The organism is Veillonellaceae bacterium (assembly GCA_025992895.1).
Lineage (GTDB): Bacteria > Bacillota > Negativicutes > Veillonellales > Dialisteraceae > Dialister.
This window is the reverse complement of record DAJPGA010000001.1, coordinates 1,232,813-1,246,248: the sequence shown is the minus strand read 5'-3', so window position 1 is coordinate 1,246,248 and position 13,436 is coordinate 1,232,813. Positions and strand designations below refer to the sequence as shown.

Genomic DNA, 13,436 nt, shown 5'->3' with positions numbered 1-13,436 from the left:
TAATAACGAATAATATATTCAATAAATGCACGTAAAAAGCTTACCGATATCAAATCAAAAAGAAAAACCGCGGCACGAAGGCCGCGGTTTTTAATTCAGGTTGTCATTTTAGAAAAGATTATTTCTTTTCAACCAGTTTCAGGTCAACAGCAATATTCTTTTCTACGTTTTCATGCTTAGCGAGCTTAATAGCGGTATCAACGCCGATTTCGCCCATCTTATCTGGCTGCTGAGCAATGGTAGCTGCCATTTCGCCGTCGTTGACAGCTTTGATGCCGTCAGCAGTGCCGTCGAAGCCGATAATCAGGAGCTGCTTGTTAGCAGCTTTTGCTGCGCTGACTGCGCCAAGAGCCATTTCGTCATTCTGAGCGAAAATAGCCTTGATTTCAGGATTTGCCTGAAGAATATTTTCAGTAACTGTCAGGCCCTTGCTTCTGTCAAAGTCTGCGCTCTGCTTTGCAACAACCTTCAGTTTATTGTCGGCAATGTTATGGAAGCCCTGGCCGCGTTCACGTGTAGCAGATGCGCCTGGAATACCTTCCAGTTCAGCAACCGGAACACCTTCGCCAAGTTTAGAAACGATGAAGTTAGCTGCCATTTCGCCGCCTTTGACGTTGTTGGAAGCGATATGAGCTGCAACTTCGCCCTTATCGGAAGAGCGGTCAATGGTGATAACCGGAATCTTTGCCTTATTTGCTGCGATGACAGAGTTGGAGATGGCAGCGGAGTCAACCGGGTTTACGATGAGTACGCTGATGTTGCCCTGGAGCAGATCTGCGATATCATTAGCCTGCTTTGCAGGGTCATTCTGAGCATCAACGATTTTAACATTGACACCGGCTTTATCAGCAGCGGCTTTTACGCTGTTAGCCATGGTTACGAAGAACGGGTTGTTCTGTGTGGAAACAGAGAAGCCGATCGTAACATTCTTGGAGCCAGAAGCTGCTCCGTTGGACTTCTTATCAGAAGAGCCGCAGCCTGCGACAGAAATAAGTGCTGCACCGATCATTGCAGCCAAAGCGATTTTCTTTAACAATTGTCTTCCTCCTTAGTTTTTCTTGCGATCCATAAGTACTGCGAGCAAAATAACTATACCTTTGACAACCTGCTGGTAGAAGCTGGATACGTTCAGTATGTTAAGACCGTTATTCAATGTACCAATGATCAGAGCACCGATCAAAGTACCGGAAATACGGCCTTTACCGCCGGCCAGAGATGTACCGCCAAGTACTACTGCAGCGATAGCATCAAGTTCATAACCCATGCCGGCTGTAGGCTGGGCACTGTTCAGACGAGCAGTCAGGATAGCGCCTGCCACCGCACAAAGGCATCCAGTCAAAGCATACGCAAAAATCTTGATTCTGTCAATCTTAATCCCGGAAATGTAGGAGACCTTTTCATTGCCGCCTACTGCATAAGTCTGACGTCCAAGAGGAGTCTTCTTCAGGATGAAGTACAGGATGAAGAATGCAATCAGCATGACAATCGCAGGAACCGGAATTCCAAGGACAAATCCCTGACCACAACCTGTGAAGAGAGGATCATCTGTCAATTCGCTGATCGGGTTGCCGTTTGTATAAACAAGGGTAGCACCGCGGTAAATAGTCATGGTAGCCAGTGTAGCAATAAAAGGTGCGACCTTGCCATAAGAAATGATGATGCCGTTCACGGCTCCCAGAAGGATGCCGATGAAAGCAGAGAATACGATTGCCATTTCCGGATTCGTGCCTTTGGCAATCATGCTTGCCATAAGTGCACTGGAAAGAGCCAGAATGGAACCGACAGACAGGTCAATGCCGCCCGTCAGGATGACGAAGGTCATGCCAAAGGCGATCAGTGCATTGATGGAAATCTGTCTGGCCAGGTTTCTTAAGTTAGATGGATCGATGAAACTGTCATTCAATACAGAAATGACAATAAAGAGAAGAATCAGCCCAATCAGCGGACCCATTTCTCTTACAATGTTTTTTACTTTAGCGGAATTCATTCTTTTTACTCTCCTCCGGTTGCAAGCGTCATAATTCTTGTCTGTGTTGCATCTTTATGATCAACGATTCCAGCCACACGGCCTTCATGGATAACCATGATTCTGTCACTCATCCCGATGACTTCCGGAAGTTCGGAAGAAACCATGATGATGGACACGCCTTTGGCGGTCAGTTCATTCATCAAATCATAAATATCCTTCTTCGCACCGATATCGATGCCTCTTGTCGGTTCGTCGAGGATCAGAAGCTTGGGGTGCATGCCTACCCACTTGGCAATGACGACCTTCTGCTGATTGCCGCCAGAGAGTGTGCTTGCTGCCAAATCAATGCTCTGTGCTTTAACCCCCAAACGGTGGGAAAGTTCTTCGGAAAAATCCCGTTCAGCTTTGGCATTGATGACATGGCCCTTGGCCAGTCTTTCTTCACTGGGAAGCGCAATATTCTTTCCGATTGAGAAGTCAAGGATCAGACCTTCGGATTTTCTGTTTTCTGTAATGAACCCGAAACCATGATTGATTGCATCAAGCGGCTTCTTGATTGTGATTTCCTTTCCTTCCAGGTACAGCTTGCCGGATTCATGCGGATCGACGCCAAAAATGGCTCTCATGATTTCCGTACGTCCTGCGCCCATGAGCCCTGCCACGCCAAGGATCTCGCCCTTCCTGACGGAGAAGGAAACATCACGGAACACGCCGGGCTGTGTGAAGTTTTCCACGCGGAATACTTCATCGCCCGGAACGTTCGTACGAACCGGATAATATTCGCTCATGACACGGCCAACCATATCATTGACGATCTGGTCCATTCCTGTTTCTTCCGTAGGACGCGTGCTGATTGTCTGTCCGTCACGCATGACGGTGATCGTATCACAGTTATTGAATACTTCTTCCATGCGGTGGGAAATATAAATGACAGATACGCCGTTGTTCTTCAATGTCTTCATGACGGCAAAAAGGCTGTCGGTTTCACGTTCTGTCAAGGCAGCTGTCGGTTCGTCCATGATGACCGTCTTGGCATCCAGCATCAGGTTTCGTGTAATTTCAGTCATCTGCTGCTGGCCTACGGAGCACTCTCCTGCAATTGCATCAAGAGGAAGTTCAATTCCGATTTCCTTGCACTTTGCTTCAGCGCGTCTTCTCATTTCCTTGAAATCAATCAATCCCAGACGTGTTCTGGGCTGGTTTGTCGGGAAGAGATTTTCAAGCACTGACAAGTTCGGCCATATATTGAGTTCCTGATGAATAAAAGCAATGCCATGCTCTTCTGCATCCTTATTGTTCTGGAATGTGACTTCCTTTCCATCGACAAGAATCGTTCCGGCATCCGCTTTATGAATCCCTGTTAAAATATTCATCAATGTAGATTTGCCTGCCCCGTTTTCGCCCATCAAAGCATGCACTTCGCCGGGACGAATATGGAGATTGACTCCCCCGAGTACTTTGTTCGTACCGAAGGATTTGCAAATCCCTACCATATTTATATCCATGTACTTCAGATTCCTCTCTTAGAAGATGACTCCGGACTGGAGAATAATATTGGAGAAAGGAGTAACTTCTCCTGTCCTGATGACAGTCTTGCAATCCTTCTCCATTGCTTTCAGCTGTTCGTGGTCCTTCAGCATGACCCATTCGACTTTGTCTTCCGGGAATACTTCTTTCAGTGCTTCCCACTGCTTTGGATTCTTGGATGCTGTTTCCGGTGCCAGATAAATTTTCTCTATCTGCATGTTCTTTGCCACTTCTTTGACAACTTCGATAAAGAGCGGTTCACCGAAACGAAGCGCCAGATCGATTTTCTCTACGCCGCTTGGCACAGGAAGTCCGCAGTCGCCAATGCAGATTTTATCTGTATGGCCCAGATCTGCCAGAACTTTAGCAATGCTGCTGTTTAAGATTCCATACTTGTTCATGAAAGCATCTCCTCCACTTCACTGCGCCAAGGCATGCCGCCCTGAGCGCCAATCTTCTGAACTGACAAAGCCGCTGCCGCATTGGCAAAACGTACTGCTTCCTTAAGCGGAAGCCCGTCGCATCTTGCAGCTGCGAAAGCACCGTTGAATGTATCCCCTGCCCCGGTCGTATCTACTGCAGAGACAGTAAATCCGGAAACATGAACCACATCATCGCCATCCCCGTAAACAACGCCTTCTTTTCCTACGGTCATGATGACCTTTCCGGCATGGGCTTTCAGAATTTCATCACGGTCCATTCCTTCAAACATCAGCGCTGCTTCATGTTCATTAGGAGTCAGGTATGTAACTTTTTCAATCCATTCTTCAGGGATATCCATGTAAGGTGCAGGATTCAGCATGACCGGAATCCCTTCTTCATAGCACCTGTCAATGATATATCCAATAGTATCCATGGGAATCTCATGCTGGAGCATGACAAGCGAAGATGTCTTGATAATATCAAAAGCAGAATCAACTACATTTTTATCCACTTTGTCATTGGCACCCTTCAATACGATGATGCTGTTATCGCCTTCTGCCAGAATGATGTGCGCCGTGCCGGTCGCTTCATTGTCCAGGACAGACACATAATCCGTATTCACGCCGTTCTCTTTGAGCGTATCGAGCATCATGCTGCCATAAGCGTCATTGCCAACACAGCCAATCATATATACCTTTTCCCCAAGTCGGGCTGCTGCTACTGCCTGATTGGCCCCTTTTCCTCCAGGAGAAACGATCAGTCTCTTTCCCATAACTGTTTCGCCGGCTTGTGGTCTTCTGTCGGCCTCGATCATGAGATCCATGTTACAGCTGCCTATCACAGAAATATGACCCATATAACCTCCCTGATATGTATATACTTAATGTAAAGTCAACGCTACTATTCTATCATAAAAGAACCCGAGAAAAAAGAATTCTTAGGAAATAAAACTCTCCTATTTGCAAATTCTCTTAAATCGGCGCTGTTATGCCTGTAAAAACAGCATCCATATCTCATTTTCCTTTATGCAGGCATAGTATTTTCCTTATTATATATGAAATTCCCTGTCCCGTTAAGGACATTATGCATTCCTGGATTTCTTTTCAAAAGGATTTCCTGCAGCTTGTGCCCAACAAAAAAACGGAGATCCCTGATGAGGAATCTCCAGTCTTAATGATTACCTGAAACAATCAGCGGTCAACGTTTGTCATTTCTCTGGCATCAACCCAGCGGTCATATTCTTCTTCGGTTACGTAGCCAAGATCAAGAGCCGCTTCCTTGAGGGAGCTGTTGTCAGCAAATGCCTTCTTTGCGATCTTAGCGGACTTTTCATAGCCGATATGCGGGGATAATGCAGTAACGAGCATCAGGGATTTTTCTACGAGTTCTTCCATGCGGTCTTCATTGACCTGGATTCCCTGTGCGCAGTGAATATCAAAGGAATGGATGGCTTCGCCTAAGAGTTTGACGGATTCAATGAAGCTGTCAGCAAGAATCGGGGCATAGACGTTAAGCTCAAAGCGTCCCTGCGAGGATGCCATGGAAACTGCTGCCTGATTGCCATGAACGCGGCATGCAACCATTGTCAGCGCTTCGCACTGTGTCGGATTCACCTTGCCCGGCATGATGGAGGAACCCGGTTCATTGGCAGGGATTGTCAGTTCTCCAAGTCCTGCTCTGGGGCCGCCTGCCAGAAGGCGGAGGTCGTCAGCAAATTTCATGCAGTCGCCGGCCAGCGCATCCAAAGCACCGTGCGTAAAGACGATATCATCTCTGGCTGTCAGGGCATAGAATTTATTGGGAGCTGAAGTGAACGGAATTCCTGTTTCATCAGCAATTGCCCTGGAGACCTGTTCACCGAATCCCTTCGGGCTGTTAAGGCCGGTTCCTACGGCCGTGCCGCCGATGGCAAGTTCATGGAGATACTTTTCCCCATCCTGAATCATTTTCTTGCTCTGGATCAGCATCTGTGTCCAGCCGGATACTTCCTGGCCGAATGTCAGCGGAACTGCATCCTGCACGTGGGTGCGTCCGATTTTGACGGTATGCATGTATTCTTCACTCTTTGCAGTAAAAGTAGCTGTCAGTTCATCAATAGAGTCATAGAGGTATTTATGAAGGACAGTTACAGCTGCTATATGCATGGCTGTGGGGAATGTATCATTGGATGACTGCGACATATTCACATCATCATTCGGATGAACTCTCTTTTCGCTCTTTGCTTCTGCCAGTTTCAAATTGGCAATGTGAGCAACCACTTCATTCATATTCATATTGCTCTGTGTGCCTGAACCGGTTTGGTACACAACGAGCGGGAATTCATCAGGCCATTTTCCTGCCATGATTTCATCGCAGGCTTCACGGATTGCCGCACCCTTTTCAGGATCGAGATCACCATTTTCTTCATTGACCTTTGCTGCACATTTTTTCAATACAGCAAAAGCATGAATAATTTCTTCCGGCATTTTTCTGCCGATTTTGAAATTTTCGAAGGAGCGCTGCGTCTGAGCACCCCACATATGATCCGCCGGTACGCGGACTTCGCCAAGTGAATCATGTTCAATACGGTATTCCATCATTCCACAGCCCTTTCTATACTAACTATTTTCTATATAATAATACTATCTTATTTTATCATTTTTATATGTTATATGGAAACACTTCAAAATGGATTCCCGCTGAAATTTACAAAAAGGATTTTACAAAACCGGGCAAATGATGTATGATAATTCACGTAGCTTTGCAATGTTGATTTATGGCAGCCTCCGGGCCCCGTGCAATGGAATCCCATGAACCCTGTCAGGTCCGAGAGGAAGCAGCAGTAAGTGGTCCTTTCCATGTGCCACGGTGCATCCTGGAGACTGTCATAAATGAGGATTGCAAGGCTTTTTTGCTGCGTTTCATTATACAGATGCCGCAATCTCTATCGCGGCTTATTTTTTTTGGTATAATACTCTTAGACTACGTTCAAAAGTTGAATTCATATTACTGGTACGGTGACTGCAATGGCTTATCAAGCACTTTATAGACAATGGAGACCACAGACTTTTTCAGATGTCGTCGGGCAGAAGCATGTCTCGACGACACTGCAGCGCGCGCTTGAGCAGGGCCGCCTCGCACACGCTTATCTCTTCTCCGGCCCGAGGGGCACAGGAAAGACGAGTATGGCAAGAATCCTTGCCAAGGCGGTAAACTGCGAGCATCCCCATGACGGCAACCCCTGTAATGAATGCAGGAACTGTCTTGAAATCAGTTCCGGATCTTCTCTTGATGTGTATGAAATCGATGCCGCCTCCAACCGCGGTATTGAAGAAATCAGGGCGCTGAAGGAATCTGTCAGGACACTTCCCTCTGCCTGCAGGAAGAAAGTCTATATTATCGACGAAGTTCACATGCTTTCCAATGAAGCATTCAATGCACTTTTAAAAACACTCGAAGAACCTCCGTCCTATGTCCTTTTCATCCTGGCAACGACGGAACCGGGTAAGATTCCCCTCACAATCCTTTCCAGATGCCAGACATACGATTTCAGGAGAATCTCCACGGAAGATATTTCCGACCACCTGATGTACATAGCCGGCCAGGCAAAATTCCCTCTTACAAAAGAAGCAGCCGATCTTATAGCAGTCCGCTCAGACGGCGGCTTAAGAGATGCGCTTTCCCTTCTCGACCAGTGCGTTTCTTCCTGTGAAGGAAGCACGCTTGATGCCGAGTCCGTCCAGGACCTCCTGGGCCTTACAGGAAAAGAGCAGCTGATTTCCCTGTCACGCCATATTTTCAAAGGAGAAAGCGGAGAAGCTCTTTCTGTATTTTATGATATCCTTCAGAGCGGCAGGGAACCGGCATCCATATTAAGAGACCTCCTCGAGCATTTCAGAAATCTGATGGTCTGCCGGATCGATCCTGATACGCCCGAGCTTCTGGCTTATGGCAAACTTGCTGATGAAATAAAGAAAGATGCGGAAAGTCTCTCAGAGCCCTATCTGGATGCTCTCTTTGAAGCGCTGCATGAATCTCTGCAGGATCTTAAATGGAACACATTCCCTAAAATGAGCGCAGAAATGGGGATTCTCCGTCTCTGCCGCGTAAAGGGAAGCCGCGCGTTGGACAGCCTTGCGGAAAGAGTCAGCCAGCTTGAGAAAGAAGTGGAAAGCTTGAAGAAAATCATTTCCCTCAAGAATGCATTCCCTGCCCCTGCTCCTTCCCCCGCCTCCGCACCTGCTCCGGCAGCTCCCTTAGAGCCATCCTTTGGCCCGCCTCCAGAAATCCCGCCATATTCTCCGCCTTCCGCAGAAGAAAAACCGGAAGAAATCATAATGCCAAAAGCAAAGCCTGCCATGCCTGCTTCCACGCCAAAGGAAACGAAAAAGCCAAGGAGCGCAGCAAAAAGGAAGTCTTCTTCCATCGAGCCGGCAAAGGCACCAAGTACGCCCGCGGCAAATGCGCCGTCTTCATTAATCAATCCTGCATCCTACAGCGACATCTGGGAAAAGGTCCTTTCCTATTTCAAGGCAATCCACAGGGTGGAAATCTACACCTGTTACAGAAAAGGAACCCTGATTTATGCCAATAATGCCAGAGCTGTCATTACGGCACCGCAGCAGTTCCTTGTCATCATGGGAAACAACAAGTCCTATCAGACAATTGCCGCTGAAGCGTTCCAGAAAATAGTCGGCTCCCCAATACTCCTTCATGTCGTTCTTGAAGGAAGCGGAGAAGAAGCAGAGACAAAAGCTCTCCTTGCCAAGGAAATGGAATCTTCTGCTGCGCCGGCCCCTTCAGGTAAAGAGGAACCTGCTAAGAACGAAGGCGGCTACAAACTTGTCAATAAGGACGAGATCGACCAGTCTGATCTGGAAGACCCATCTTTCAAGGAAGCCTTGAAAATGCTCCCTGACTATGATATATATGAAAAAGACTAACTTCTAATAGTTTTGCCTGACCATCCATTTACATTCATTTAGGAGGAATTACTTATGTTTGGAAATAAAGCACAGATGCAGAACATGCTGAAAAAAGCACGCAAAATGCAGGAAGATCTTCAGAAGAAGCAGGAAGAATTAAAGAAGCAGACCGTTGACGTTTCTGTCGGCGGCGGCGCTGTTTCCCTCACCATGAACGGCGAAAAGCAGATTGTTGCCCTGAAAATCGCAAAGGATGCCATTGATCCGGAAGATCCGGAAATCCTGGAAGATCTGATTACCACTGCTGTCAACGAAGCTGGAAAGAAAGCCGATGAAATGGTCCAGAAGAGCATGAGCGAAGTAACCGGCGGCCTCGGCCTTCCCGGCGGCATGTTCTAATGAATCAGGAATTAGAGAATGTCACTGAACAATTCAGAAAACTCCCAGGCATAGGCGTCAAAAGCGCCCGCCGTCTTGCTTATTTCATGCTCGAGCGTCCCGAAAGCGAAGTCAAGGCATTTCTTGACACAATCAAAACGGCGCGGGAAAAGATCTGCTACTGTTCAGTCTGCTGCAATCTGGCAACCTCGGATCCTTGTGATATCTGCGACGATACAAGAAGGGACCATTCTGTCATCTGTGTCGTAGAACAGCCGCAGGATGTCATGGCCATGGAACAGAGCCATGAGTACCATGGCCTCTACCATGTACTCCACGGCGCGCTCTCCCCTCTCGACGGAATCGGCCCTGACCAGCTGAAGATCAAGGAACTTCTGAATCGTCTGGAAAGCGATGAGGTCAAGGAAGTCATCCTTGCCACCGATCCTGATGCAGAAGGCGAAGCTACTGCCTTCTACTTGTCAAGGCTCATCAAACCGGCCGGCATCAAAGTAACCCGTATCGGCCGCGGCATTCCTGCCGGCGGAGACATCGGCTATACTGACGGAATGACTCTGGCAGGCGCCGTCCAGAATCGTAAAGAGCTTTAAGGAGGCCAAAATGATGGAAACACTCGGAGGACTTGGAGGATACGGCATAACAAGCATCATCGTTATTTTCATTGCTTTTATGCTTTTCGCCAAGTTTGCAAAGAAAATCATAGGAAATATCATTATGGGCGGTGTCCTCTTCTGGCTCCTGAATACACTGGGAATTACCCACATGAACTGGGATACCATGAACGGCATCATCGTTGCCCTCTTTGGCACCTTAGGAACATTGATCCTGGCCATCCTGGATATTCTTAAATAAGAAATAAGGAAATTAAAAAGGACCGTGAATACGATTTCTCGTATCCGCAGTCCTTTTTTGCTGCATAAATTCTGACTTTGCATCTTCTGAAAAGCTCAATCTTCTGCTTTTGCTGCAATTTCCGACCACTTTTCATAGAGTTCGTCCAGTTTGCTCTTGGCTTCTTCATATTCACGGGCAAGATTTTCGTAATCATCCGGATTCATGGACATCTGGGCTGTATACATGGCAAGAGTGGCTTCCTGTCGGCCTATTTCCATCTCGAGATGTTCCATCTTGGCTTCATCCCCTGCAGAGAGTTCTTGTTTCTTCGGCGCCGGCTTTGCTTCCTCTTCCTTCTTCACTTCAGTCTTTGGAGTATGGTCTTCCGCTCCATTCCTGTCCTTTTCGTATTCTTCCAGATCCTTCTTCTTCTCGCGGTAGTAGCTGTAGTTGCCCAGATATTCAGTCAGCTTTCCGCCTTCCATATCAAGGATTCTTCCCGCAGTTTTATCGAGGAAGTAACGGTCATGGGATACGACAAGGCACGTTCCGCCAAAGGCAAGGATGGCATCTTCCATGATTTCTCTCGTCGGTATATCCAGATGGTTCGTCGGTTCATCCAGGATGAGGAAATTGGGCCTTTCAAGGAAAAGGCAGAGAAGGGAAAGTCTTGCCTTTTCTCCCCCTGAAAGCATACCGACCTGCTTGAATACATCATCTCCGCGGAAAAGGAACATGCCTAAGATATTTCTGGCTTCTCCTTCCCCATAATTGAACATGTTTCGGACTTCATCGATAACCTGGTACTCGGGATGAAGCATTTCCTGCTCCTGTGAATAATATCCGATTTTGACATTATTCCCAATCTGCACGATGCCGCTGTCGGGCTGCTTCTCCCCGGTAATAAGCTTCAGGAGCGTTGTTTTCCCGGCACCGTTTGGTCCGATGAGGCCGACTGTTTCTCCCTTCTTGATATGCATCGTCAGGTCTTTGAAAATATCATGGGGCCCATAGGAAGCAGAAACATGAAGAATATCAAGGACTTTTTCTGCGCAGTCTTCCGGCGGATCAAAATGGAAACGAAGCGTTGCCTGATGGACCGGCTTGTCCAGTCTTTCAAGGCGGTTCAGCTGTGACTGACGTCCCCTTGCCTGCTTGGCCTTGATGCCTGCCTTATAGCGCCTGATGTATTCTTCTGTCTCTTTGATATGTTCCTGCTGCTTGTTATATGCTTTTTCATAAGCAGCATCCTGGTTCGTCTTTGTCTCAAGGTATCTGGAATATCCGCCGCGGAATGTACGGATCTTGTGATTTTCAAGATCGATGATCCCTGTGGCAGCCGCATCAAGGAAGTAGCGGTCATGGGAAATCATCAGAATGCCGCCCTTGTAGGAGCGAAGGTAATCTTCGAGCCATTCCAGCATGTCCATGTCCAGATGGTTCGTCGGTTCATCCAGAAGAAGGAAATCAGGATGACGGACAAAAGCCGCTGCCAGGTTGATACGTACCTTCTGTCCGCCGGAGAAGGAATGGATATCGCGGTCCCAGTCTTCATCCTTGAAGCCCAGTCCTGTCAGGATCTTCCTTGTTTTTGATTCATAATCGTATCCGCCAAGGAACTCAAAACGCTCTTCCAGTTTCCCGTACCGTTCAATCAGCGCTTCATCAGGATTTCCTTCCTCCAGCAGCTTTGCATATTCAGCAATCTTATCCTTATAGTAAAGGACATCCTTCCATGCATGTTCCATCTCTTCACGGATCGTATGGCTGTCATAGTCAAAATCCTGACGAAGATAGCCGATAATGGCTCCATCACTTGCTTTGACTGACCCCTTGTCATACTCTTCCGTTCCCATGATGCATTTTAAAAGGGTGGTCTTCCCTGCCCCGTTAGCACCGACAAGTCCGATTCTTTCTCCTGATTTTACATCAAATGTTACATTTTCAAATACCGTATTTATTCCGAATGCTTTTGATAAGCCGTTAATTTTTAAAGTTGCCATTTCCCTGCCTCTGATGAAAAATCAAGAAATATGAGCGGATCTGTTTCCAGAAGCCGCCCATTTTGAATCAATAATGTTACTCAAGAATTTCAGCCCGGATCATAACAACGATTTCCGATTCGTCGATCGACTTTCCGCGGATCTGGAAAAGTTTTCCCAGAATCGGGATATCTCCCAGAATCGGTACCTTTCTGAAGGTACGGGATTCCTCCTTGTCAATGAGCCCGCCGATCGTAATCATGTCTCCTGATTTCAGCCTGACCATCGTATTGGCTGAGCGCGTAATAATCCTGTATGCCCTCATTTCGGGAACAAGATAGGGAGTTGAAACTTCTGCGTTCACGTCAGCGGTTATTTCGTTTTTCCGGCTGATCAGCGGAGTATAAGTCAATTTAATGCCTGCATCCTTATATTCAGTCGCTGTCGTCTGGACGCCGTTTTCCAAATGCTCGACAATGACAGGAATCTTGCTTCCGATCAGTATTTCTGCCTTTCTGCCATTCATCGTGACGACATTCGGCTTTGCAAGGACCTTGGCTTTTCCTTCAGAAATCAGTGCATTCAGTTTTGCCTGGAAGAAAAATGTATAAGGATGCCCTGAGAGGGATTTCCCGTACGAGATTCCTGCATAGCCTTCTGGTGTGCTTACATCCCATCCGTCATGCTCTACATTGCGGATTCTTGGGTTGCCATCACTATCATAAAGGACATTGCCTGAAGAATCTGTGACATAATGCTGTTCTGTCCAGCTCGTCCTGTCATAAGAAGCGCTTCCTGTCAGACTCTTGAAGTCCCAATCGATGCCAAGCTCTTTGGCGTACGTTTTATTGACGGCTACGACTTCTGCTTCTACCTTGACCTGCTTTTCAGGAACATCGAGCTCGCGGATCAAGCTTTCAGCCTGCATCAGCTCGAAAGGAGTCCCCTTCACAATCACTGTATTGGCAGATTTATTATATGTCACGTGATCGCCTGCCACAGCCTTCATGCCTTCAGCCACTTCCCTGGCATCAGCATAGGATAACCGGAACGGGCGCATCATGACGCCTGCATTCTTTTCCATCTTGCTGTTGAAGACAATGAGGGTACTCCCTTCTGTCCTTCCGGCAAGGCCGCAGGAGGCAAGAATAGAGGAAATCGCTTCTTCAGGCGTTACTTTGTCAAGATCGGCTGTAACAGTTTCTGTAATCGTTCCGGAAAATACGATATTCTTTCCTGTCATTTCCGCAAGGGATCTCAGAATTTCAGTACACGGCGCCTTATTGACATGAAGGGAAAGCATCTTTTCCGATGCTGCCTCCTTATCCATTCCGCTGTCAGCACTTGAAGGAAGCGGCAGTGAAAGCAGGGCCAGACAGCAAAAAGCAGCGCTCATCG

General features: G+C 47.3%; 12 protein-coding genes and 1 other RNA gene. 5 read left to right on the top strand and 8 right to left on the bottom strand.

The genetic code is table 11. The features are described 5' to 3' along the window. Positions 1-118: 118 nt before the first annotated feature. The 6 genes from rbsB to fumC all read right to left on the bottom strand — a co-directional run bounded on the left by rbsB (position 119) and on the right by fumC (position 6,495). Positions 119-1,036: a ribose ABC transporter substrate-binding protein RbsB gene (gene rbsB / locus OIM03_05235; protein ID HJI73679.1), complete on the bottom strand. Its 918-nt coding sequence runs from the start codon at positions 1,034-1,036 to the stop codon at positions 119-121. 12 nt (positions 1,037-1,048) lie between these two features. Beyond that, complete coding sequence (rbsC, locus tag OIM03_05230; GenBank protein ID HJI73678.1) at positions 1,049-1,987, bottom strand: ribose ABC transporter permease; 939 nt, start codon at positions 1,985-1,987, stop codon at positions 1,049-1,051. 5 nt (positions 1,988-1,992) lie between these two features. Beyond that, a complete protein-coding gene (locus OIM03_05225) occupies positions 1,993-3,474 on the bottom strand; it encodes a sugar ABC transporter ATP-binding protein (protein HJI73677.1) in 1,482 nt (493 codons plus the stop codon). Positions 3,475-3,492: 18 nt separating this feature from the next. Further along, positions 3,493-3,897: a D-ribose pyranase gene (gene rbsD / locus OIM03_05220; protein ID HJI73676.1), complete on the bottom strand. Its 405-nt coding sequence runs from the start codon at positions 3,895-3,897 to the stop codon at positions 3,493-3,495. Next, positions 3,894-4,775 (bottom strand): ribokinase, encoded by an 882-nt coding sequence (gene rbsK, locus OIM03_05215; protein HJI73675.1) that lies wholly within the window; start codon positions 4,773-4,775, stop codon positions 3,894-3,896. Before rbsK ends, rbsD begins: the two co-directional genes overlap by 4 nt. A 334-nt stretch (positions 4,776-5,109) precedes the next feature. Then, the gene (fumC, locus tag OIM03_05210) at positions 5,110-6,495 is read right to left on the bottom strand and encodes a class II fumarate hydratase (protein HJI73674.1); all 1,386 of its coding nucleotides are present in this window, start codon (positions 6,493-6,495) and stop codon (positions 5,110-5,112) included. Positions 6,496-6,682: 187 nt separating this feature from the next. On the opposite strand from fumC, the gene ffs reads away from it, so the two are divergent. The 5 genes from ffs to OIM03_05185 all read left to right on the top strand — a co-directional run bounded on the left by ffs (position 6,683) and on the right by OIM03_05185 (position 10,074). Next, an RNA gene (gene ffs, locus OIM03_05205) (signal recognition particle sRNA small type) lies at positions 6,683-6,782 on the top strand. A gap of 142 nt (positions 6,783-6,924) precedes the next feature. Then, entirely contained in the window at positions 6,925-8,841 is a 1,917-nt protein-coding gene (dnaX, locus tag OIM03_05200) for a DNA polymerase III subunit gamma/tau (protein ID HJI73673.1), read from the top strand. Between the two features lie 54 nt (positions 8,842-8,895). Beyond that, positions 8,896-9,222 (top strand): YbaB/EbfC family nucleoid-associated protein, encoded by a 327-nt coding sequence (locus tag OIM03_05195; GenBank protein ID HJI73672.1) that lies wholly within the window; start codon positions 8,896-8,898, stop codon positions 9,220-9,222. Then, positions 9,222-9,812, top strand: a complete 591-nt coding sequence (recR, locus tag OIM03_05190; protein ID HJI73671.1) for a recombination mediator RecR — start codon at positions 9,222-9,224, stop codon at positions 9,810-9,812. Before OIM03_05195 ends, recR begins: the two co-directional genes overlap by 1 nt. Before the next feature lie 10 nt (positions 9,813-9,822). Beyond that, positions 9,823-10,074, top strand: coding sequence for an ABC transporter permease (locus tag OIM03_05185; GenBank protein ID HJI73670.1), 252 nt, complete (start codon positions 9,823-9,825; stop codon positions 10,072-10,074). Positions 10,075-10,169: 95 nt separating this feature from the next. Here the strand turns inward: OIM03_05185 and OIM03_05180 are convergent, their stop codons facing one another. Beyond that, positions 10,170-12,059, bottom strand: a complete 1,890-nt coding sequence (locus tag OIM03_05180) for an ATP-binding cassette domain-containing protein (protein HJI73669.1) — start codon at positions 12,057-12,059, stop codon at positions 10,170-10,172. Between the two features lie 76 nt (positions 12,060-12,135). Beyond that, positions 12,136-13,434 carry a bacterial type II/III secretion system short domain protein gene (locus OIM03_05175; GenBank protein ID HJI73668.1) on the bottom strand — a complete coding sequence of 433 codons (1,299 nt, stop codon included), beginning with the start codon at positions 13,432-13,434 and terminating at the stop codon, positions 12,136-12,138. Between the last annotated feature and the right edge of the window lie 2 nt (positions 13,435-13,436).

Excerpts from the sequence above, each read along its gene's own strand:
- rbsC (HJI73678.1), bottom strand. The coding sequence starts at position 1,987 with ATGAATTCCGCTAAAGTAAAAAACATTGTAAGAGAAATGGGTCCGCTG.
- rbsD (HJI73676.1), bottom strand. The coding sequence starts at position 3,897 with ATGAACAAGTATGGAATCTTAAACAGCAGCATTGCTAAAGTTCTGGCA.
- OIM03_05195 (HJI73672.1), top strand. The coding sequence starts at position 8,896 with ATGTTTGGAAATAAAGCACAGATGCAGAACATGCTGAAAAAAGCACGC.
- dnaX (HJI73673.1), top strand. The coding sequence starts at position 6,925 with ATGGCTTATCAAGCACTTTATAGACAATGGAGACCACAGACTTTTTCA.
- rbsK (HJI73675.1), bottom strand. The coding sequence starts at position 4,775 with ATGGGTCATATTTCTGTGATAGGCAGCTGTAACATGGATCTCATGATC.
- fumC (HJI73674.1), bottom strand. The coding sequence starts at position 6,495 with ATGGAATACCGTATTGAACATGATTCACTTGGCGAAGTCCGCGTACCG.
- OIM03_05225 (HJI73677.1), bottom strand. The coding sequence starts at position 3,474 with ATGGATATAAATATGGTAGGGATTTGCAAATCCTTCGGTACGAACAAA.
- OIM03_05175 (HJI73668.1), bottom strand. The coding sequence starts at position 13,434 with ATGAGCGCTGCTTTTTGCTGTCTGGCCCTGCTTTCACTGCCGCTTCCT.
- recR (HJI73671.1), top strand. The coding sequence starts at position 9,222 with ATGAATCAGGAATTAGAGAATGTCACTGAACAATTCAGAAAACTCCCA.
- OIM03_05180 (HJI73669.1), bottom strand. The coding sequence starts at position 12,059 with ATGGCAACTTTAAAAATTAACGGCTTATCAAAAGCATTCGGAATAAAT.
- OIM03_05185 (HJI73670.1), top strand. The coding sequence starts at position 9,823 with ATGATGGAAACACTCGGAGGACTTGGAGGATACGGCATAACAAGCATC.